Raw genomic sequence first — 22,156 nt, forward strand, 5'->3', positions numbered from 1 at the left:
ACACCTGATTCGTCGTCGGCAACGCGAGACGAGTAATCTGAACGAGTGATCCCGGAACTTCTGCAGACCGCTCTGGCGCGTGCACTGGCGAGCATTGCCTCAGCACGAGGAGTCGCCAGCGACCGCATTCCGGATCCGACCCTTCGTCTGTCGCAGCCACTGCGACACGGACACTGGGTCTCGCCGATCGCACTGCGCAGTGCCGCCGTACTGAACACCGACTCGAGGACCCTGGCCGGGGAGATCGCGGCCAGGCTGCACGATGACCTTTCGATCGCCGAGGTCGAAGTCGCCGGTCCCGGGTTCCTCAACATCACAGTCAGCCCCGGCGCCCTCGCAACCGGCGTCGCCGAGATCGTCGCTGCTGACGGACGCTTCGGCCCCGACCACAGCGTTGCAGCAAGCATCGATGCCGTCATCAACCAACGAATCTCCTCCCGCCGCGTGCCGCAGCCTGGGCAGCAGACCATGGGCACCGACATACTTCGGTACGTGGCCGCACGCGAGAACTCACCGTCTGCACACTTCCACGAGGCCGGACTGTGGCGCAGAGCCCACCCAGACAACCCTGTGCACTACGTCCAGGTCACGCACGCCACCGCGTGCCGAGTCCGTCGTCGTGCAGTTGCAGCGGGCATCGACGCCACCGCGTTCGACCCCACCGCACTGAGTGATGACACCGAGACGGCACTGGCTGCGGCACTGATGGACTTCGTCGCCACAGCAGTCCGCGCTGCCTCGACCGGTGAACCGCAGCGCATCGCCTTGCTTCTTGAAGCCATCTCCCAGCTGTTCCGTGACTGGACCCAGGCTTGCCCTGTGACACCGAGTCTCGATGAGGACATCACGCGACTCCACGCTTCGCGGCTGGTCCTTGACCGAGCCGCCATCATCGTCCTGGCCACAGGACTTTCACTACTGGGCGTTTCCGCCCCGGAGAGGATGTAATGCCTGCTCACATCGCCGGCACCATGCACGCCACCCCTGCACCCGTGTGGCTGCCCTACCCCGATGACGTCAACGCGCTCCTGCCCAGCCTGTGGTCGGACAACGTGACGAAGTCCGACGCCGGTGTCCTCACCATCGCCGGGCACCCAGTCACCGATCTCGCCGAACGCTATGGCACCCCGACTCTCGTCATGGACGTCGCCGACTTCAAAGCCCGCGCGAAGAACTACGTCAGCGCATATTCGGCTGCCTTCTCCGACGACAAGGGTCTGGCCGGGGTCGACGTCTTCTATGCAGGCAAGGCCTTCCTGTGCACAGCCGTAGCACGATGGGTCCACGAGGCCGGCTTGGGCGTGGACACATGCTCTTTGGGAGAGATGATGGTGGCCCGCGCCGCCGGCGTGCCGGGGGAGAGGGTCGGCCTGCACGGCAACAACAAGTCTGCTGCCGAGCTCGAATACGCCCTTGACTACGGTGTGGGACGGATCTTCGTCGACAGTCTCGACGAGATCTCCCTCCTCGAATCGATCGCCGCCGCACGTGGAGTCCTTGCTCCCGTCATGCTGCGCGTCACGGTCGGGGTCGAGGCTCACACGCACGACTTCATCGCCACGGCTCATGAGGACCAGAAGTTCGGTCTCTCCGTCTCTGCCGGCACCGCGGCGAAGGCCGCCGAGGCTGTGGCGAATTCAGCGCACCTGCGTTTCGACGGACTGCATTCGCACATCGGCTCGCAGATCTTCGACATCTCCGGATTCCAGGTCGCCGCCGCCCGCGTCCTGTCACTGCGGGCCGAGATCATGGCCGAGCACGGTGTCGATCTGCCCGATGTCGACCTCGGCGGCGGCTTCGGCATTCGCTACACCTCACAGGACACACCGATCCCGGTGGCCGAGATGGCCCAGGAACTCGCCGAGGTGGTGGCAAAGGAGTGCCGTGGACTAGGCACGAACGTGCCACGGATCTCCATCGAACCCGGGCGCGCGATCGTCTCTCCCTCGATGTTCACCCTCTACCAGGTCGGCACCGTCAAAGAGGTCGACACCGATAACGGTGTGCGCACCTACGTCGCCGTAGATGGAGGGATGAGCGACAACATTCGGACAGCACTCTACGACGCCGACTATTCGTGTACCTTGGCAAATCGGAACTCCGGTTCCGAACCGGTCATCGTCCGTGTCGTGGGCAAACACTGTGAGTCCGGTGACATCATCGTCCGCGACGAATACATGGGATCCGATGTGTCCTCCGGCGATCTCGTCGCGGTGCCGAGCACCGGTGCCTACTGCCGGTCCCTGGCCAATAACTACAACCACCTGCCCAAACCAGGAGTCCTGGCCGTGACAACGGATAAGGTTGAGTGGATCGTGACGCCCGAGGACTACTCTCAGATGTTGCGCAGCGATCCGGGAATGAACACCGGAGAGCGCGTGTGAGTGCCATAGAAGACAGCGAAAAGGTGAACAAATGCAGGCTTTGAAAGTTGCCATGCTCGGATGTGGAGTCGTCGGCACCGAAGTCGCCGCTCGCATCCAGAACCGGAGCGACGCCCTGGCCGAACGAATCGGTGCGCCACTGGAACTGAGCGCAATCGTCGTCCGCGACACCGCGAAGGAACGCCCCGGAATCGACCCGAGTCTGCTGACGACCGATGCGGAGACCGCCATCGCCGGCGCCGATATCGTCATCGAGCTGATGGGCGGCATCGAGCCTGCCAAAACTCTCATCCGCTCGGCCCTGAACCACGGATCCTCTGTCGTCACGGCCAACAAGGCACTGCTGGCCGCCAACTACAGCGAACTCATGTCTGCAGCAGACACCGCCGGGGTCCGTCTTGAGCATGAGGCAGCGGTCGCCGGCGCGATCCCGATCATCCGTCCCGTCGGTGACTCCCTGGCCGGTGACCGGATCGACCGGATCATGGGCATCGTCAACGGCACGACCAACTACATCCTCGACCAGATGGATTCCGAAGGCTGGGGCTTTGACGAAGCGCTCAAGACCGCGCAGGAACTGGGCTTCGCCGAGGCGGACCCGACCGCCGATGTCGGTGGACATGATGCTGCGGCCAAGGCAGCAATACTGTCGTCCCTGGCCTTCCATGCTCCAGTCTCGATCGACGATGTCCATGTCGAAGGCATTGCCGACATCACCCCGGACATGGTGGCCACGGCCCGCGACCAAGGGTTCGTCATCAAACTCCTCGCTGTCTGCGAACGCGTCAGCGACTCACCTGCAGGATCCGGACTGTCCGCTCGTGTCTACCCGGCGCTGCTGGGACGCAGCCACCCGCTGGCGACAGTCCGCGGTGCATTCAACGCCGTCTTCATCGAAGCCGAGGCAGCCGGTTCGCTCATGTTCTACGGGCAGGGCGCTGGCGGCGAACCAACGGCGTCCGCGGTCCTCGGCGACGTGGTCTCGGTAGCTCGTCGCAAGGTCCTCGGCGGACGAGGCCAGTACGAGCGTCCGTTCCACGAAGACTCCCGGATTCTGCCGATCTCGGCGATCACCACCCGTTATCACATCACGCTCGACGTGGTTGATCGTCCGGGTGTCCTCGCCGCAGTCTCCGAAGTCTTCTCCGACGAAGGCGCCTCGATCGAGCTCATGCGCCAGACCGTGGGGGAGGTCGATGAGCAGGGCACTCAGCATGCGAAACTCGTGCTCGCCACCCACTCGAACACCGACGCGATTCTGCGGAGAACGGTCGACCGCCTCGGCGGCCTCTCCGTGGTGCGCGCCGTCAAATCCGTGATCCGTGTAGAAGGACAGTGACAATGACCGAATTCCCCAAAAAGCAGTGGCAGGGCGTCGTCGACGAGTACCGCAGCCTCCTCGACATCTCGGAGTCCACGCCGTCGGTGACCCTGGGTGAGGGCGGGACGCCACTCATCAAAGCGGAGAAGCTCAGCGAACTCACCGGCGCGGACGTGTGGGTGAAGTACGAAGGACTCAACCCGACCGCGTCCTTCAAAGACCGCGGCATGACGATGGCCATCACCAAGGCCCTGGCTCAGGGCGCGAAGGCCGTCATCTGCGCCTCGACAGGCAATACCTCAGCCTCGGCGGCAGCCTACGCGACCAAGGCCGGCCTGACCTGTGCCGTGCTCGTGCCTTCAGGCAAGATCGCCCCGGGAAAGATGAGCCAGGCCATCGCCCATGGGGCCACGCTGCTGGAGGTCGACGGCAACTTCGACGACTGCCTGACGCTGTGCAGAAAACTCTCCGAGTCCTACCCAGTCCACCTCGTCAACTCCGTCAATCCCGATCGCATCGAGGGACAGAAGACCGCGTCCTTCGAGGTCGTCGACGTGCTGGGCGATGCCCCGGACATCCACGTGCTTCCCGTCGGCAACGCCGGCAACATCACCGCCTACTGGAAGGGCTACCGCCAGTATCAGGAGATCGGAGCCTCGACGCGTCTGCCGCAGATGTGGGGCTTCCAAGCTGCCGGCTCGGCCCCGATCGTCCTCGGCCACCCAGTCGATGAACCCGATACGATCGCCACGGCCATTCGGATCGGCAATCCGGCCAGTTGGCAGCAGGCCATCGAAGCCCGAGACTCCTCCGGGGGAATCATCGATTCGGTCACCGATGATGAGATCCTGCGCGCCCACAAGATCCTGTCCCGAGAAGAGGGAGTCTTCGTCGAACCCGGTTCTGCCGCCTCGGTGGCCGGACTGCTGAAGATGTCCGAGGCCGGCAGAGTCCCTGCCGGTGCGACGATCGCGGTCACAGTGACCGGTCATGGACTCAAGGATCCCACCTGGGCTCTGCACACCGCCGACGGTTCCGACATCGAACCGAAGCGGGTCTCCGTCGACGCAGTCAGCGCGGCACGGGCTCTCGGGCTCGAAGACAGGTGAGTGTGAGGATCCAGATCGAGGTTCCGGCCACCTCGGCGAACCTGGGCCCCGGTTACGATGCCTTGGGCCTTGCGCTGGGGATCTTCGACACGCTGACCCTCACGATCCACGATGAATCGGTCGACCCTCGCACCTGTGTAACGGTGACGGGAGAGAACGCTGAGACGCTGCCGACCGATCGGTCCCATCTCATCATGCGTGTGCTGCGCGAAGTTCTCGCGGCTGAGTACCCGGAGGCACTTGAGGAATTCGGCGATCGGCTCAGCCTGGAATGCATCAACCGGATACCGCACTCCCGCGGCCTCGGTTCCTCCGCAGCTGCGAACGTCGGCGCCATCGCGCTGGCCGGTGAGCTCGGCGGACATGTCTGTGGACAGCGGCTGAGCAGGCAGCGAGTGCTCGAACTCGCCTCCGATCTCGAGGGCCACCCCGACAATGCCGCGCCTGCGGTCTACGGGGGACTGACCATCGCACTGCCAGGTCCTGCACGGTCATGGCAGGTTCCCGCCAACACCGTCAACGAGGTGACTGTGCTGGTGCCGGACGTGCGCCTGGATACGGAGATCGCTCGCAGTGTGATCCCCGTATCGATCGAGCACGAGGTCGCCGCGGAGAACTCTGCACGGGCTGCGCTGCTCATCCACGGCTTCACCTCCGATTCTTCGGTTCTGCTCGAGGCCACCGACGACCGTCTGCACCAGGAATTCCGGCGCGAGGCATACCCGGAGTCGATGGCCCTCGTCGACGAGCTGCGCGCCGATGGCCTGCCCGCGGTGATCTCAGGTGCGGGCCCCACCGTTCTCGTGCTCGCGGGCGCGGTGCCGCAGGCCTTGGTTCCCGACGCCGTCACAGTCATTCACACCTTCATTGACCTCGGCGGATATCGGGTGGAACAAAAGAATTAGGCACAGGATTAGCATGATCGTCGTTGAGCACGTAAACTGGTGGTGTTCCGTCAGTGATCGGGCTCGACGATATACATCGCGAATCCACTGTCAGCATCACAAATTCTGGAACGTCTTCTGCTCATTCTTAGGCAGGATATCTTTCACAATGCACCGTCAATGGTGTTTCCGTCGCCGTGAGTAAACGGCTCTTGCCGCACGGCCGAAAGAGGGAGAAGGACCTTCGTGTCTGAAACCACTACTCAAGATTCCGCACCACGCACCGGCAGTCTGACCGCTTTGCGTCTGCCCCAGCTCCAGGAAATGGCAGCGGGACTCGGGATCAAAGGGTACCGTCGACTTCGCAAAGGCGAACTGATCGACGCCATCAACAATCACAACGGCGCTCAGGGCGGTTCGGGGCAGGCTCAGCCAGCTCCGAAGACCGCTCCTGCCGCTTCAGCAAGCTCCGCCAAAGAAGCTCAGGAGGAGAAGCCCGCGTCCAGCGAAGCGAGCGACGAACCCAAGCGTCGTCCGTCGCGTCGCAGTGCTGCTGCGCCGTCCGACAAGGACACCGCCGGGTCTCAGGACACCGCCGGGTCTCAGGATGCCGTTGCCTCTGCGACTTCCACGGAATCCGCCGCTGTCGTCGAGCCTTCGACTGCAGCCGACAGCTCATCTGACTCCACCGGGGATCAGGACAGGCAGCGCTCACGTCGCAGTCGTTCCCGCTCACGTGGGGCCGATGCGTCGAACGACGACAACGGGCACAGCTCCGATGACTCGGGCGAGCGTACAGACCGCAACGATCGCGGAAACGGTCGCAACCGTCAGAGTGACGACAACGATCGCGGCAATGACCGCAGCGATCGTGGCAACGGCCGCAACCGTCAGAACGACGACAACGACCGTGGTGACCGCAACAACGATCGTGGCAACGGCCGCAACCGTCAGGGCGATGACAACGACCGCAACGATCGCGGAAACGACCGCAACGATCGCAGCAACGACCGTCGGAATCGCAACAACAACGATGACGACGATCGCGGCAACCGACGCGGTCGCGGACGTGACCGTGACCGCAAACGTCGCGGAGGACGCGGCAACGACGAGCCCGAGATCCGCAACGATGACGTGCTCATCCCAGTCGGTGGCATCCTCGACGTGCACGATAACTACGCATTCCTGCGCACCTCGGGCTACCTGCCCGGCCCCAATGATGTCTATGTCTCGGCCTCAATGGTGCGGAAGAACCAGCTGCGCAAGGGCGACGCCGTCGCCGGTGCCATCCGCCAGCCCCGTGAGAACGATCGCAACAGCAAGCGAGAGAAGTTCGATGCTCTGGTGCGACTGGACTCCGTCAACGGCCTGACCGTCGATGATGCCCGCAGCCGTGTCGAGTTCTCGAAGCTGACTCCGCTCTACCCACAGGAGAGGATGCGCCTCGAGACCACCTCGAAGCAGCATTCGACCCGACTCATCGATCTGGTGACACCCATCGGCAAGGGCCAGCGTGGTCTCATTGTGGCGCCTCCCAAAGCGGGCAAGACGATGATCATGCAGCAGGTCGCGAATGCGATCACCGAGAACAACCCGGAAGTCCACCTGATGGTCGTCCTGGTCGACGAACGTCCCGAGGAAGTCACGGACATGCAGCGTGCGGTGAAGGGCGAAGTCATCGCTTCGACCTTCGATCGCCCGGCCGATGATCACACGACGATTGCCGAGCTGGCCATTGAGCGCGCCAAGCGACTCGTCGAAATGGGCTCCGACGTCGTCGTGCTCCTCGACAACATCACTCGCCTCGGCCGTGCCTACAATATTGCGCAGCCGGCTTCGGGCCGTATTCTCTCCGGTGGTGTCGACGCGAACGCGCTCTACCCACCGAAGCGGTTCTTCGGTGCTGCCCGTAATATCGAGAACGGCGGCTCGCTGACCATTCTGGCCACAGCTCTCGTCGAGACCGGATCCAAGATGGACGAGGTCATCTTCGAAGAGTTCAAGGGCACCGGCAACATGGAGCTGCGCCTGTCGCGTCAGCTCGCCGACAAGCGCATCTTCCCGGCTGTCGACGTCAACGCGTCGAGCACCCGCCGCGAAGAGATGCTGATGACCAACGAAGAGATGAAGGTCATGTGGCAGCTGCGTCGTGTGCTGTCCGGACTTGAGCAGCAGCAGGCCGTTGAGCTGCTGATGTCGAAGCTGAAGGAAACCGGCTCCAACGTCGAGTTCCTCATGCAGGTGCAGAAGACGACTCCTCTGCAAAAGTCATCCACCGACAACAACTGAGATGGCTGACGATGACACCCTCAAGGCCAGCGTCAGCGCTCTGCTCGACGAGCATGCGCGTCTGCAGTCGGAACTCTCCGATCCTGCAGTGCACGCTGACGCTGGCCGTGCCAAGAAGTTGACAAGGCGCTACGCAGAACTCGACAAGGTTGCTGTTACCGCACGTCGCTTCGCCCAGCTCGAAGACGATGCCGCAGCTGCGGAAGAACTCGCGGACGACGATGCCGAGTTCGGTGCTGAGGCAGAGCGGCTGCACGCTGAGGCCTCTGATGTGGAGACAGAGCTCAGGGACCTCTTGGTACCCAGCGACCCCGATGACGCACGCGATGCGATCATCGAGATCAAAGCTGGTGAGGGTGGCGACGAGTCCGCGCTGTTCGCTGGAGATCTCCTGCGGATGTACCAGCGCTGGATCGACTCCCGCGGCTGGTCCTCACAGATCTTGGATGCCACGCATTCCGATCTCGGAGGCTACAAAGACGTGACTTTGGCATTGAAGGCCAAGGATGACGGTGCCTACGGGTGGGTGAAGTTCGAGGGCGGAGTCCACCGGGTCCAACGCGTTCCCGTGACCGAATCCCAGGGACGCATCCACACCTCAGCCGCCGGAGTGCTCGTATTTCCCGAGGTGGATGAGCCGGAGGAAGTTGCACTCGATGACAACGATCTGCGCATCGACGTCTACCGGTCGTCGGGTCCCGGCGGTCAGTCCGTGAACACTACAGACTCGGCAGTGCGCATCACTCATGTGCCTACGGGCATCACCGCGAGCTGCCAGAACGAGAAGTCACAGCTGCAGAACAAGGAAGCGGCACTGCGCATGCTCCGTGCACGCATTCTGGCCAAACAGGCCGAAGAGGCCGCAGCCGAGGCAGCTGACATTCGACGATCCCAGGTCCGCACCGTTGACCGCTCGGAACGCATCCGCACATACAACTTCCCGGAGAACCGGATCACTGACCATCGGACCGGGTACAAGGCGTATAACCTTGACCAGGTTCTTGCCGGTGAGCTTGATCCCGTGATCGGTTCCTGCCGTGAGGCTGACAAGGCCGCACGACTCGACGCGCTGGGGGACTGACCTGGATCCGCGCCCGCCCGTTGCCGAAGGGGACGTGTCGACGGTGCTGCGCGGGGCCGCGCAGCTGCTGGCCCGCGCCGATGTCCCGAACCCCGACCCCGATGCCGCAGCCCTCCTCGCTCATGCCTGGGGACTCGATGCCGCCGAACTTGCGCGCAGACGACTCCTCGGCGATACCGTTCCTGCCGGAGTGACAGAAGTCTTTGCACAGCTCATCGACCGACGACGTCAACGCGTCCCCCTTCAGCACATCGTCGGTGTCGCCGCCTTTCGTCATCTCGAACTTCAGGTTGGACCTGGTGTCTTCGTTCCTCGCCCCGAGACGGAGCTTCTCGTCACCGAGGTTCTCGAAGAATTGGAGCGGCAGAATAACGCCCACGAACCCCTTGTCATCGATCTGTGTTCGGGCTCGGGAGCGATCACACTCTCCCTGGCCACAGAACATCCGCGGTTATCCATCATCGGCGTCGAGCGTGAGGCCGAGGCCCTGAACTGGTCGCTGAAGAATTTGGCGTCGGTCAACCTCGGCGATTCCACCGCCGAACTGATCTCCGGTGATGCGACCACATTCGCCGATGACAGTCCAGGCGTGCGGGGCAGTGCCGATGTCGTCGTGACCAATCCTCCCTACGTCCCCGACGAGGCTGTGCCCCGCGATGCCGAGGTTCGAGAGCACGACCCTGCTGCCGCTCTCTACGGCGGACACACGGGCCTGGAGATCCCGGCACTCATCATCAGACAGGCTGAGAAGCTGCTGCGACCAGGTGGATTCTTCATCATGGAACATTCGGAGGAGCAGGGCCCGGCCGCCCGCGAACTCATCATGTCCACGGCCAGTCTGAGGCAGCCCGCCACCTACCCGGACTACACTGGACGCGACCGCTACACGGTGGCTCATCGTGTCACCGAGGACGACCTGTGACCACGAACCAGCCGGTTCTGCCCACTGACCACCACGATCCGAAACGGAGAATTCGTGTCGAGACGATTCGACGTCACCCAGAGCGACATCCGTGACCTGGTCCTTGACGAATGCGCCAGGGTCAGTGAAACGGGCAACCTGCTCGTCATTCCCACGGACACTGTGTACGGGATCGCCGCCGACGCATTCAGCGCCTCAGCGGTCTCCGCGCTGCTCGCAGCGAAAGGCCGCGGCCGGGACATGCCGCCGCCCGTCCTCGTCCCGCGCGCGGAGACTGTCTTCGGCCTGGTCGACGGCGTCGATGAAAAGCTGCTGGCACTGACCGCCCGTTTCTGGCCCGGACCTCTGACGATCATCGCCAACGCCCAACCATCATTGGACTGGGACCTCGGAGACACCCACGGGACCGTGGCAGTGCGGATGCCCGACGACGAATACGCTCTCGCTCTGCTGGGCCGAACCGGTCCACTGGCCGTATCGAGTGCCAACGTCTCCGGATCGCCCGCCGCCACCTCGGCGGATGAGGCGATTGAGATGCTCGGTGACGACGTCGACATCTACGTCGATGGGGGAGTGCGCGAATCAGGAATCTCGTCCACGATCGTCGACCTCACCGGTGACGTCCCGCGGATCGTGCGCGAGGGTCCGGTGACCGGCGACGAGCTGCGCGAAATCGTCCCCGACCTCCTCGACCTGGACGGCTGAGTGCGCGCCTACCTCTTCATCCTCATCATTTCGGCCCTCGTGGCCTACCTGCTGACCCCGATGGTCAAGCGGGTGGCCGAGCGAGGGCAGATCTTCTCGCCCCTGCGCGAACGCGATGTGCATTCCGTTCCGACGCCGAGGTTGGGTGGAGTCGCGATGTTCGGGGCAGTGATCGTCGGGCTCGTCTTCGCCTCCCAGACGCCGTTCCTGCAGCGGATCTTCGTCGACATGGCACCGATCATCGGCATTGCCGGGGCTGCCACCGTGCTGTGCGTGCTGGGGATCATCGATGACATCTGGGATCTGCACTGGATCACCAAACTCGCCGGGCAGGCACTGGCCGCCGGTTTCATGGCCATCAACGGCGTGGCCCTGCTGTCGATTCCCTTCGGGGGAGTGATCATCGGCTCACCGCGGATGTCGATCATCATCACCATCCTGGTGGTGCTGGTGACGATCAATGCAGTGAACTTCGTCGACGGCCTCGACGGGCTGGCCGCGGGAGTCGTCGCCATCGGCGGCAGCGCATTCTTCATCTACTCCTACGGGCTGGCCCGGGATGCTTCACCTGAGTCCTATGCGAACCTCGCATCGCTGATCACCGCCATCCTCGTCGGCGCCTGCGTCGGTTTCCTCCCGCACAATTTCAATCCGGCACGCATCTTCATGGGCGACTCCGGGTCGATGCTGATCGGTCTCCTGCTGGCAGCATCCACTATCCGAGTCACTGGGCAGGTCGATCCGGCGCTGCTCGGTGAAGAGCGAGTCTTCGCAACCTTCCTGCCGATCATTCTGCCGGTGGCAGTGATGTTCCTGCCTCTGCTCGACCTTGGTCTGGCCGTCGTCCGTCGCCTGATGGCCGGCCAATCGCCGTTCTCTGCCGATGCGAAGCATCTTCATCACAGAATGCTCAGTCTCGGGCATTCGCACGCCCGGGCAGTGCTGATCCTCTACACCTGGACGGCACTCATCGCGTTCGGTTCAGTCATGCTGCTGCTGATGCCGTGGATCTATGTGGTCTGCATCGTCGGCGGGCTGTTCGCCGTCACCTTGATCTTCACCTTCTACCCCCTACGGGTCCGACAGAAAGCCAGAGAGGAAATCTCATGACCGATGAGTCTCCCCGCCAGGAATCCGCCGTGCAGGCAGCATGGACAAAAGTCTGGAGGACGATGCTGGTCCGCGGAATCATCCTTGTCGTTGCGGTCGGCGTGCTCGGCATGGGCATCGGCTATCTGGTCTCCGGTCCCGAAGGACTCAACGGCGGTGCCGTGGGTGGGGGACTGGCTGCAGTCTTCATCATCATCACCCTGGTCATCATGTACGCAGGGCGCAATATGGGGCTGACCGCGATCTCCGGATTCCTCGGCATCGGGTTCCTCTTCAAGGCGTTCATCTTCATGATCGTCATCTGGCGGCTCAAGGACGCAGCATGGCTGGATGGAAATGTGGCATTCTTCACAATCGTCGTTGCCGTGCTCGGGTCCTCGGTCGTCGAGGCTGTGACGGTGGCTAAGGCGCGTGTGCCCTACGTGGATCCTGAGGCGCACTAGGCAAACCGGGCGAATTTCGCGATTGCGAAAGGTCCTGACAGAAGATGTACAGTCAAAGGTGATGAATTTGTCGGCAGCTCTCTACAATTGGTAGAGTTGTTGCGGTGCTGGAGCCATTTGTCGCTCCATGTCGCTCCTGAACCTACTGCCACGCAGGTCCTGCGTGGCTAAGGCCAGGCCATCAAGGCTTTTGACCATGGGAGAGTAAAGGAAACGTGGGAACACTCAACGCTGCGAACACAACGATCCAAGCCGCTGAAAGTGGTTTTCACGCCCCATCCATGGCGGAGTTCTTCCCCGCCGCGTTCCTCTTCGAAGGCACTCCCTTTGAGATGAACCGCGTGATGCTCATCCGCGTCCTCGCCACCGTCGCAGTCGTAGTTCTGCTTGCAGTGTGGGCCAAGCGCATGAAGCTGGTCCCGAGCCGTTTCCAGTCAGCTATGGAGCTGGCCATGGAGTTCGTCACGGTCGGCATTGCCGAAGACACCATGGGCAAGGACAAAGCCAAGAAGTTCATGCCGCTGATCGTCGCCATCTTCTTCGGCATCCTGTTTTGGAACGTCACGAAGCTCATTCCGTTCCTCAACATGCCGGGAACCGGCGTCATCGGTCTGCCGATCGTCCTTACGCTGACGGTCTACGTCACGTACCACTGGGCCGGTATCGCCGAGAAGGGCTTCGGCCGTTACATCAAGGACTCTCTGATCCTTCCCGGCGTTCCTTGGCCGATGCACATTCTGCTCATCCCCATTGAGTTCCTGACCAAGTTCGTGACTCAGCCGTTCACCTTGGCGATCCGACTCTTTGCCAACATGATGGTCGGCCACCTACTCCTGGTGCTGTGCTTCTCCGCGACGAGCTTCTTCCTGTTCGACGCCGCCAACGGGTTCCAGTTCTTCTCGATCATCACATTCGCCGGCGGATTCTTCGTCTTCATCCTTGAGATGCTGATCGTCGTCCTGCAGGCCTACATCTTCGCTCTTCTGTCCTGCGTCTACATCAACGCCGCGATCTCAGACGACCACTGAGTAGCACCCCACATTCTGTAACCTCAGACGTTACAAGGGCCGGGCCAACCACCCGGCCGACATATGAAAGGAAAGCATTCAATGGATATGCTCGCTGAAGTCACCGGCAGCCTCAACACCGTCGGATACGGCCTCGCCGCAATCGGCCCCGGCGTCGGTGTCGGTATTGTCATCGGTAAGACCATCGAGGGAACCGCACGTCAGCCAGAAATGGCCGGTGCACTGCGCGGAAACATGTTCCTCGGCATTGCGCTGATCGAGGCCCTGGCCCTGATCGGCATCGCCACCCCGTTCTTCCTGCCCTGATCACGAAGAGGACTAAACGATGACTCCGGTACACATTCTTGCTGCGTCTGAGAACCCGCTTCTCCCCGCGTGGTACGACATCGTCTGGAGTGCCATCTGTCTGCTGATCGTCTTCCTGGTTGTCTGGAAGTACGTCCTCCCGGCCTTCAACAAAACCCTTGATGAGCGCGCACAGCGCATCCAGGGCGGAATTGAGAAGGCTGAGAAGGTGCAGGCCGAAGCCGATGAGGCTCTGGCCGAGTATCAGAAGCAGCTCGCCGACGGCCGTGCAGAAGCTGCACGACTGCGTGCCGAGGCTCAAGAAGAAGGCGCCCAGATCATCGCCAATATGAAGACCCAGGCTCATGCAGAGTCCGAGCGCATCGTCGCTCAGGCTCAGACGCAGATCGAAGCCGAGCGTCAGTCCGCCATGGTGCAGCTGCGTTCGGAAGTCGGGACGCTCGCCACTGATCTGGCATCACGCATCGTCGGCGAATCACTCACCGATGATCAGCGCTCTGCCAATGTGGTCGATCGTTTCATCACCGATCTCGAGTCGCAGTCTTCGGCACAGCCGGTCAAGGGGGCGTGATGCTCCAGTCGAGCAGATTGTCCCTGCAGGCCGTACTTGAAACCGCCAATGCTGAGATCTCCCGCGGCGACGCGCGTGAAATCGGTACGGGCGAACTGGCCATCGTCGCTGTTCTCGCTGAGAACGTGACGCTGCGCAAGGCCTTGGCAGACTCGTCCGAGTCAGCTGAGAAGAAGCAGCATCTGCTGCGGACTCTGTTCTCGACTCGGACCACTGAGACTGTCCTGCGCCTGAGCGAGCTGGCAGTCAGCCACCGCTGGGCCAGAACTCAGGACTTGGTGACCAGCCTTGAAGTTGCCGGAGTAACAGCTATCGCTGCTGCCGCTCAGGCTTCCGGTCAACTCGGTCAGGTGGAAGAGGAAGTCTTCCGCTTCGCCCGTCTGTGCGAAAGCGAACATGAACTGGCGCGCGCCTTGGAATCCGATGCGTCAGCGTCGGCCAAGCGTGCGCTCATCGCAGATCTGCTGGCAGGTAAGGCACAGGCCGACACCATCACCCTGATCGAGCAGGCCGTTCTGTTTCCGCGCGGACTGCGCGTGGCAACGGCTCTGGATCAGTACAGCGATATTCTCGCGGCACGACAGCAGCGCTCCGTCGCCGATGTCACCGTCGCCAAACCGTTGAGCGAAGCTCAGACCCAGAAGCTGACGGCAGCACTGTCCGCCAGCTACGGACGAGACCTTGTACTCAACGTTCAGGTCGACCCCGCCGTCGTCGGGGGAGTCCGGGTTCAGGTCGGCGATGAGATGATGAGCTCCACAGTGGCTGATCGTCTGGCCGAAGTTCAGCGCAAACTCGCAAGTTAAATCGAGGTGCCGGCCAGTCCGGCAGCACAGGCGGCCCACCGGTCGTCGGACGCAAGTTTTGAGTAAAGGAAGCAGGGAAACCAGATGGCGGAACTGACAATTCGCCCGGAAGAGATCCGGGACGCTCTCGGGAAGTTCGTTGACTCGTACAACCCCGAGAGCTCGGTAAAGTCCGAGGTCGGCAAGGTTGTCACCGCAGGTGACGGAATTGCCCACGTCTCGGGTCTGCCCGGCACCATGGCCAACGAACTTCTCCGGTTCGAAGACGGCACATTGGGCTTGGCACAGAACCTCGACGAGCGCGAGATCGGCGTCGTCATCCTCGGCGAGTTCTCCGGAATCGCTGCGGAGCAGAACGTCTACCGCACCGGTGAGGTCCTCTCCATTCCAGTCGGTGACGGATACCTCGGTCGCGTGGTGGACCCTCTGGGCCACCCGGTCGACGGGCTCGGCGAAGTCGAGACCGTTGGTCGTCGCGAGCTCGAGCTCCAGGCCGCAGGCGTGATGGATCGCCAAGAGGTTCGCGAACCTCTGCAGACCGGCTACAAGAGCATCGACGCTATGATCCCCGTCGGTCGTGGCCAGCGTCAGCTCGTCATCGGTGACCGCAAGACGGGTAAGACCGCTCTGGCCATCGACACGATCATCAACCAGAAGGACAACTGGGAGACCGGCGACCCGAAGAAGCAGGTCCGCTGCATCTACGTTGCCATCGGCCAGAAGGGCTCGACCATCGCCGGCGTCCGTCGTTCGCTTGAAGAAGCGGGCGCACTGGAATACACCACGATCGTGTCTTCGCCGGCTTCCGACTCCGCAGGCTTCAAGTACCTCGCTCCCTACTCCGGCTCGGCCATCGGCCAGCACTGGATGTACGAGGGCAAGCACGTCCTCATCGTGTTCGATGATCTGTCGAAGCAGGCAGAGGCCTACCGTGCGGTATCCCTGCTGCTGCGTCGTCCGCCGGGCCGCGAGGCATTCCCCGGCGACGTCTTCTACTTGCACTCGCGTCTGCTCGAACGTTGCGCGAAGCTCTCCGATGAGTTCGGTGGCGGTTCGATGACCGGTCTTCCGATCATCGAGACCAAGGCCAACGACGTCGGCGCGTTCATTCCGACCAACGTGATTTCGATCACCGATGGTCAGATCTTCCTGCAGTCGGACCTCTTCAACGCCGGACAGCGTCCAGCTGTCGACGTCGGCGTGTCCGTATCCCGCGTCGGCGGTGCTGCACAGACGAAGGCGCTCAAGAGCGTCTCCGGTACCCTCAAGATCTCCTTGGCTCAGTATCGTTCTCTCGAAGCGTTCGCTATGTTCGCCTCGGACCTCGATGAGACGACCAAGCGCGACCTTGCTCGCGGTGCTCGTCTGACCGAGCTGCTCAAGCAGTCGCAGTTCTCCCCGATGGCCTTCGAGAAGCAGACTGTGTCGATCTTCGCCGGTACTCACGGCTACCTCGACGAGATCCCTGTCTCCGATGTCCTGAAGTTCGAAACAGAGCTTCACGATCATACTGAGCGCAAGACCGGCATCTTCACGACCATTCGTGAGACGCTGAAGCTCGACGATGATACTTCGGCGGAGCTGGAGAACGTGTTGGGTGAGTTCACCAAGAACTTCGTGACCTCCGACTCCAGCGGATCCCAGGCAGGCAGCGAGGACACCGCCACTGCCTCGTCAGACGAGGTCGAGCAGGAAAAGATCGTTCGGCAGAAGCGTTGAACCTGATCCGTAACAGCGAAAGGAAGAACTGATGGGAGCCCAGCAGAGGGTCTTCAAACAGAAGATCCGCTCTACTTCGTCCTTGAGGAAGATCTTCAAGGCCATGGAGCTCATCGCTGCTTCACGGATTCAGAAGGCCATTGCCCGTTCGCAGGCCGCCAGCCCCTACGCCAATGCACTGACCCGCGCGGTCTCTGCCGTGGCAAGCGAATCCAACGTCGACCACGTGTTGACATCCGAACCCGAGAACGTCAGCCGTGCGGCTGTTCTGGTTGTCGGTCCGGACCGTGGATTCGCGGGAGCCTACTCCGCGAACTTGCTGCGCGAAGCCGAGGAACTCATTCGGCTTCTGCACAGTGAAGGCAAGGACGTGTCGCTCTTCACCGTCGGTGGGAAGGCTGAGAACTATTACACCTTCCGCGACCGAGCGATTGTTCAGGCCTGGTCCGGATTCTCCGAGACTCCGACGGCTGATAAAGCACGGGAGATCGGTGAGGCCCTGTTGCAGAGCTTCAATGCCGAATCCGCTGAGAACGGTGTGGATGAGATCTACATCGTCTTCACGAAGTTCGTCTCCAGCGTCAAGCACGACCCGGAATACCGGCGTCTGCTTCCGCTTGAGGTCGTTGACGCGGACGAGGTCGCCACGGGCGGCACGTCCGCACCCGCGAAGGATGCGGCTGCGTTCCCACTCTATGAGTTCGAACCCAGCGCCGAGGCCGTCTTGGACTCGTTGCTGCCGCGATACATCGACTCTCGGATCCTGTCTGCGTTGTTGAGCGCATCAGCATCGGAGCAGGCTTCGCGTCAGGCAGCGATGAAGACGGCGACCGACAATGCGGACGATCTCATCAAGACCTACACCCGGTTGGCCAATACGGCTCGCCAGGCGGAAATCACCCAGGAACTCACCGAGATCGTCGGTGGGGCCGATGCCCTCGCGGCATCATCAGCCGGCGACTGACCGGCGAGAGCAGAGAAGAAAGAGACCATGACTGCCACAGCTACGGATACCTCCCCGGCGCAGGGCACAGCCCTCGGCCGGATTTCCCGAGTCATTGGCCCGGTTGTCGACATCGAGTTTCCGCTCGACTCCGTGCCAGCGATCTACAACTCCCTGTCCACCTCGGTGGAACTCTCCGAGGGCACGCGCAAGCTGACCTTCGAGACCGCACTGCACCTGGGCAACGGCATCGTCCGTGCCGTGTCGCTGCAGCCCACCGACGGTCTTGTCCGCGGACAGGAAGTCACCGACTCCGGTGCGCCTATCACGGTGCCCGTCGGCGACATCACCAAGAACCACGTGTGGAACACCACCGGTGACTGCCTCAACCTCGAAGACGGTGAGCAGCTCGAGATCAGCGAACGCTGGCCGATCCACCGTTCGGCTCCTGCCTTCGACGAACTCGAGTCGAAGACCGAGATGCTCGAAGTCGGCATCAAGAGCATCGACCTCCTCACCCCGTACGTGCAGGGTGGAAAGATCGGCCTCTTCGGCGGCGCCGGTGTGGGCAAGACGGTTCTGATCCAGGAAATGATCTACCGCATCGCGCACAACCACAGCGGCACATCTGTGTTCGCCGGTGTGGGAGAGCGCACCCGTGAGGGCAACGACCTCATCATGGAGATGGACGAGGCAGGAGTGTTCAAGGACACCGCCCTCGTCTTCGGCCAGATGGATGAGCCACCAGGCACCCGTCTGCGCGTGGCGCTGTCGGCGCTGACCATGGCGGAGTACTTCCGCGATGTGCAGAACCAGGACGTGCTGCTGTTCATCGACAACATCTTCCGTTTCACCCAGGCCGGTTCCGAGGTGTCGACCCTGCTGGGCCGCATGCCTTCGGCCGTGGGCTACCAGCCGAACCTGGCTGATGAGATGGGACTCCTGCAGGAACGAATCACCTCGACGCGTGGTCACTCGATCACCTCGATGCAGGCGATCTACGTTCCTGCCGATGACTACACCGACCCGGCACCGGCAACGACGTTCGCCCACTTGGACGCAACGACCGAGCTCAGCCGTGACATCGCCTCACGCGGCCTGTACCCGGCTATTGATCCTCTGACCTCGACATCGCGCATCCTCGATCCGCTGATCGTCGGCGAAGAGCACTACCGTGTCGCCAACGAGGTCAAGGCCATTCTGCAGAAGAACAAGGAACTGCAGGACATCATCGCCATCCTCGGCGTCGATGAACTCGGCGAAGAGGACAAGCTCGTCGTCCACCGCGCTCGTCGCATCGAGCAGTTCCTGTCGCAGAACACCTACACCGCTGAGAAGTTCACTCAGGTTCCCGGCTCGACCGTTCCCCTGGCTGACACGATCGAAGGGTTCTCGAAACTCTGCTCGGGCGAGGTCGACCACATTCCGGAACAGGCATTCTTCAACGTGGGTGGGCTTGACGATGTCATGCGCAACTACGAAGAGATGCAGAAGTAAGCCATGGCTGTCCTCGATGTGAACGTCGTAGCAGCCGACCAAGAGGTATGGGTGGGTGAGGCCAAGCGCGTCATCGCCCGTACCTCGGACGGCGATATCGGCATCCTCCCAGGCCACGAGCCTGTTCTGGGTGTCGTAGCCGATGGTGAAGCGCGTATTCTCACGACTGCTGAGGAGACCATTCGGGTTAAGGCCGATGGTGGTTTCCTATCTGTTGAGAATAATCGCGTCATCATTGCCGCTGATCAGGCCGAACTTCTCTGATCCGTCAATTAAACTGGCAACCGTGAACCCTTCTGTCCTGCTGATCGTTCTGCTCTCGTTAGTAGGACTCGCCCTCGCGCTGATCGTCGTCGTGACGATTCGCCGCAGGTCGATTTCGAAGCTCTCCGGTGCTTTTGACTGTTCCATCAACGTGGGCGAGGAATCTTCTTCTCGCCCACGTTGGCGTTTGGGCGTAGCAGTGTTCTCAGTGGCATCACTGGACTGGTACCCCGTCTTCGCACTGACCCGTCGCGCCGCAGTCCGGCTGCCACGCGCCGATCTCGATATTCTCGTCCGCCGCAAACCCACCTCAGGTGAACAGTACTCGGTACTGCCTGATGCGGTCGTGGTGGACTGTTCCTACGGCAAGGCCGATGGCCGGCCCCGTTCCGTTTCCTTGGCCATGGACACCGAATCGCTGTCGACGATGGCGTCGTGGCTGGAATCATCGCCACCTGGCTTCAACCCCACGATGGGAAGGTTCACCTGATGGATGTCTTTCGCTTGACCGGTCCGAGTCGACTGCTCGGCGAAGTCGACATCAGGGGAGCGAAGAACAGCGTTCTCAAGCTGATGGCCGCGAGTCTGCTCGCCGTCGGACGGACAACGATCTCCAACGTGCCTGCCATCCTCGACGTGCGCATCATGGTCCAGCTCCTGATCCGGCTCGGCTGCACCGTCGACTACGATGCCGATCGTGGCGTCGTGAGCATCGACGTTCCAGCCGAGGTCGGAATCCAGGCTGACTATGAGCTTGTGCGTGCGATGCGAGCTTCCATCTCTGTGCTCGGACCCCTGACCGCTCGGATGCGTTCGGCACACGTGGCACTGCCCGGCGGAGACGCGATCGGCTCACGAGGTCTCGACATGCATCAGGCCGGGCTCGAAGCGCTGGGTGCGACGGTTCACCTGGACCACGGCTATTTCGTCGCGGAGGCCCCAGAAGGTCTTCGCGGAACTGACATCGTCCTCGAATTCCCTTCCGTCGGCGCCACAGAGAACCTTGTGATGGCAGCAACCCTGGCCCACGGCGTGACAACGATATCCAACGCGGCCAAGGAGCCGGAGATCGTCGATATCTGCACAATGCTCGTCGACATGGGAGCTCAGATCAGGGGCATCGGCACGGCCGACATCACGATCACCGGCGTCGACGAACTTCGACCTGTCGACCATCGCACGGTCGGGGATCGGATCGTGGCCGGGACCTATGCCTTCGGGGCCGCTCTCTCCGGTGGTGACGTGACCGTCAAAGGCGTCGGACTCTCCCTCATGCCCAACATCGCGATCAAGCTTCGCGACTCCGGCGCCACTGTCGACGACCTCGGCGAGATCGCCCTGCAAGATGGCACGCGCGGGGGAGGGTTCCGAGTCCGCGGCGCAGAACGGCCCCACGCCATCCGCGTCGCCACAATGCCGTTTCCCGGTTTCCCCACGGACCTGCAGCCATTCGTCATCGCCTTGAACTCCGTGTCAGACGGCGTCGGACTGCTGTCGGAGAACCTGTTCGAGGCCCGCTGGAGGTTCGTTCAGGAGATCGCCCGCCTCGGCGCCAAGGTCCGCATCGACGGCAACCATGCACTGATCTCCGGCGTTGAGAGTCTCTCCGGCGCCGAGGTGGAAGCCTCAGACATTCGCGCAGGTGCCGGACTGGTGATGGCGGGGCTGCGGGCCTCCGGCATCACTGAAGTCTCCGGCATCGACCATATCGAACGCGGTTACGAGAACTTCGTTAGCAATCTGCGCAGCCTCGGCGCCAACATCGAACGCGTGGAGAAAGCCGACATACTCAGTTTCGAGTAGGCCTTAGACCAGCTTCGAAGAGGGTTCAGAACAGGCGCGAGTCGGGATCGTCCATGCCGCGCAGTGCGTCATAGTCCAGAACGACACAGCGGATACCACGATCTTCGGCCAGGGTACGGGCCTGCGGTTTGATCTCCTGAGCGGCGAAGACACCCTGCACGGGTGTCAGCAGCGGGTCACGGTTCATCAGATCCAAATACCTGGTCAGCTGCTCGACACCATCGATGTCGCCACGACGTTTGATCTCAACTGCGACAGATCCGTGGCCCTGGTCCCGAGCCAGGATGTCAACAGGTCCGATGGCCGTCATATATTCGCGCCTGACCAAGCTGTAGCCGTCACCGAGGGTCTCGATGTGCTCGGCCAGCAGTTCCTGGAGATGGGCTTCGACGCCGTCTTTGACCAAGCCGGGGTCGATCCCGAACTCATGCTGGTCATCGGAGATCACCTCGGCGATGGAGATGACGAGCTTGTCACCGGTCTTGGCCTGTGACACCGTCCATATCTCTGTCAGGCCCGCCTCCGTCTGCTCCTGGCTCGGATCAGCGACTGTGATCGAACATGGGGGAGTCATCCAGTTCAGGGGCTTGTACGAGCCGCCATCCGAATGGATGAGGATCGAACCGTCGGCCTTGAGCATGATGAGACGGGTGGCCATGGGCAGGTGGGCGGTCAGACGACCGGCATAATCAACGGAGCACTTAGCAATGACGAGACGCACGCGCTTCACCCTACGTGAGAGAATGGTCAGATGCCACGATCTACCTCCTCGCGTCGCAAAAACAAATGGCAGCAGACCTCACGTGAGCTCTCCGACTCCGTCAGCGGGCTGCGGACGAGCCGTGACCTGCCTGACGGGACCTGGTCTGTGCAGAACGTGGCCGGCAATTCTCAGGGCAAGATCTATATCTGTCCCGGGTGCGGACAGGATCTGGCTTCAGCAACGCCGCATATCGTTGCCTGGCGGCAGT

At 62.1% G+C, this 22,156-nt stretch carries 22 protein-coding genes; 21 read left to right on the forward strand and 1 reads right to left on the reverse strand.

What is annotated here, in order from left to right; all coding sequences use genetic code 11:
• Positions 1–45 precede the first annotated feature (45 nt).
• The 21 genes from LQ788_RS09565 (at position 46) to murA (ending at position 21,185) form a co-directional block, all read left to right on the forward strand.
• Positions 46–948: a DALR anticodon-binding domain-containing protein gene (locus LQ788_RS09565; RefSeq protein WP_231447146.1), complete on the forward strand. Its 903-nt coding sequence runs from the start codon at positions 46–48 to the stop codon at positions 946–948.
• Positions 948–2,384, forward strand: a complete 1,437-nt coding sequence (gene lysA, locus LQ788_RS09570) for a diaminopimelate decarboxylase (RefSeq protein WP_231447148.1) — start codon at positions 948–950, stop codon at positions 2,382–2,384. The genes LQ788_RS09565 and lysA overlap by 1 nt, the downstream gene beginning before the upstream one ends.
• A 31-nt stretch (positions 2,385–2,415) precedes the next feature.
• Positions 2,416–3,723: a homoserine dehydrogenase gene (locus tag LQ788_RS09575; RefSeq protein WP_231447149.1), complete on the forward strand. Its 1,308-nt coding sequence runs from the start codon at positions 2,416–2,418 to the stop codon at positions 3,721–3,723.
• A gap of 2 nt (positions 3,724–3,725) precedes the next feature.
• The gene (gene thrC / locus LQ788_RS09580; RefSeq protein WP_231447152.1) at positions 3,726–4,814 is read left to right on the forward strand and encodes a threonine synthase; all 1,089 of its coding nucleotides are present in this window, start codon (positions 3,726–3,728) and stop codon (positions 4,812–4,814) included.
• Positions 4,815–4,816: 2 nt separating this feature from the next.
• Positions 4,817–5,719 (forward strand): homoserine kinase, encoded by a 903-nt coding sequence (gene thrB / locus LQ788_RS09585; protein ID WP_231447154.1) that lies wholly within the window; start codon positions 4,817–4,819, stop codon positions 5,717–5,719.
• 225 nt (positions 5,720–5,944) lie between these two features.
• The gene (rho, locus tag LQ788_RS09590) at positions 5,945–7,987 is read left to right on the forward strand and encodes a transcription termination factor Rho (RefSeq protein ID WP_231447156.1); all 2,043 of its coding nucleotides are present in this window, start codon (positions 5,945–5,947) and stop codon (positions 7,985–7,987) included.
• A 1-nt stretch (position 7,988) separates the two neighbouring features.
• The gene (gene prfA, locus LQ788_RS09595; RefSeq protein ID WP_231447158.1) at positions 7,989–9,068 is read left to right on the forward strand and encodes a peptide chain release factor 1; all 1,080 of its coding nucleotides are present in this window, start codon (positions 7,989–7,991) and stop codon (positions 9,066–9,068) included.
• 34 nt (positions 9,069–9,102) lie between these two features.
• Positions 9,103–9,990 carry a peptide chain release factor N(5)-glutamine methyltransferase gene (gene prmC / locus LQ788_RS09600; protein ID WP_231447160.1) on the forward strand — a complete coding sequence of 296 codons (888 nt, stop codon included), beginning with the start codon at positions 9,103–9,105 and terminating at the stop codon, positions 9,988–9,990.
• 54 nt (positions 9,991–10,044) lie between these two features.
• On the forward strand, positions 10,045–10,695 hold the full coding sequence (locus LQ788_RS09605; protein WP_231447162.1) for an L-threonylcarbamoyladenylate synthase: 651 nt from the start codon (positions 10,045–10,047) through the stop codon (positions 10,693–10,695).
• Positions 10,696–11,805: an MraY family glycosyltransferase gene (locus LQ788_RS09610; protein ID WP_231447164.1), complete on the forward strand. Its 1,110-nt coding sequence runs from the start codon at positions 10,696–10,698 to the stop codon at positions 11,803–11,805.
• On the forward strand, positions 11,802–12,248 hold the full coding sequence (locus tag LQ788_RS09615; protein ID WP_231447166.1) for a hypothetical protein: 447 nt from the start codon (positions 11,802–11,804) through the stop codon (positions 12,246–12,248). Before LQ788_RS09610 ends, LQ788_RS09615 begins: the two co-directional genes overlap by 4 nt.
• Positions 12,249–12,463: 215 nt before the next feature.
• On the forward strand, positions 12,464–13,276 hold the full coding sequence (atpB, locus tag LQ788_RS09620) for a F0F1 ATP synthase subunit A (RefSeq protein WP_231447168.1): 813 nt from the start codon (positions 12,464–12,466) through the stop codon (positions 13,274–13,276).
• Positions 13,277–13,357: 81 nt separating this feature from the next.
• Positions 13,358–13,582: a F0F1 ATP synthase subunit C gene (gene atpE / locus LQ788_RS09625; RefSeq protein ID WP_009884049.1), complete on the forward strand. Its 225-nt coding sequence runs from the start codon at positions 13,358–13,360 to the stop codon at positions 13,580–13,582.
• Between the two features lie 19 nt (positions 13,583–13,601).
• A complete protein-coding gene (locus tag LQ788_RS09630) occupies positions 13,602–14,153 on the forward strand; it encodes a F0F1 ATP synthase subunit B (RefSeq protein WP_231447170.1) in 552 nt (183 codons plus the stop codon).
• Positions 14,153–14,959 carry a F0F1 ATP synthase subunit delta gene (locus tag LQ788_RS09635; protein ID WP_231447173.1) on the forward strand — a complete coding sequence of 269 codons (807 nt, stop codon included), beginning with the start codon at positions 14,153–14,155 and terminating at the stop codon, positions 14,957–14,959. Before LQ788_RS09630 ends, LQ788_RS09635 begins: the two co-directional genes overlap by 1 nt.
• An 84-nt stretch (positions 14,960–15,043) precedes the next feature.
• Positions 15,044–16,678 carry a F0F1 ATP synthase subunit alpha gene (atpA, locus tag LQ788_RS09640; protein WP_231447175.1) on the forward strand — a complete coding sequence of 545 codons (1,635 nt, stop codon included), beginning with the start codon at positions 15,044–15,046 and terminating at the stop codon, positions 16,676–16,678.
• 31 nt (positions 16,679–16,709) lie between these two features.
• Positions 16,710–17,642, forward strand: a complete 933-nt coding sequence (locus tag LQ788_RS09645) for a F0F1 ATP synthase subunit gamma (protein ID WP_231447177.1) — start codon at positions 16,710–16,712, stop codon at positions 17,640–17,642.
• A 27-nt stretch (positions 17,643–17,669) separates the two neighbouring features.
• On the forward strand, positions 17,670–19,118 hold the full coding sequence (gene atpD, locus LQ788_RS09650) for a F0F1 ATP synthase subunit beta (protein WP_231447179.1): 1,449 nt from the start codon (positions 17,670–17,672) through the stop codon (positions 19,116–19,118).
• Positions 19,119–19,121: 3 nt separating this feature from the next.
• Entirely contained in the window at positions 19,122–19,382 is a 261-nt protein-coding gene (locus LQ788_RS09655; protein ID WP_231447181.1) for a F0F1 ATP synthase subunit epsilon, read from the forward strand.
• Between the two features lie 22 nt (positions 19,383–19,404).
• Positions 19,405–19,872: a DUF2550 domain-containing protein gene (locus tag LQ788_RS09660; protein ID WP_009884056.1), complete on the forward strand. Its 468-nt coding sequence runs from the start codon at positions 19,405–19,407 to the stop codon at positions 19,870–19,872.
• Positions 19,872–21,185, forward strand: a complete 1,314-nt coding sequence (gene murA, locus LQ788_RS09665; RefSeq protein WP_231447183.1) for a UDP-N-acetylglucosamine 1-carboxyvinyltransferase — start codon at positions 19,872–19,874, stop codon at positions 21,183–21,185. Before LQ788_RS09660 ends, murA begins: the two co-directional genes overlap by 1 nt.
• Positions 21,186–21,210: 25 nt before the next feature.
• On the opposite strand, the gene nucS is transcribed toward murA, so the two are convergent.
• A complete protein-coding gene (gene nucS / locus LQ788_RS09670; RefSeq protein ID WP_231447185.1) occupies positions 21,211–21,906 on the reverse strand; it encodes an endonuclease NucS in 696 nt (231 codons plus the stop codon).
• Between the last annotated feature and the right edge of the window lie 250 nt (positions 21,907–22,156).

The organism is Brevibacterium zhoupengii (genome assembly GCF_021117425.1).
Classification (GTDB): Bacteria; Actinomycetota; Actinomycetes; order Actinomycetales; family Brevibacteriaceae; genus Brevibacterium; species Brevibacterium zhoupengii.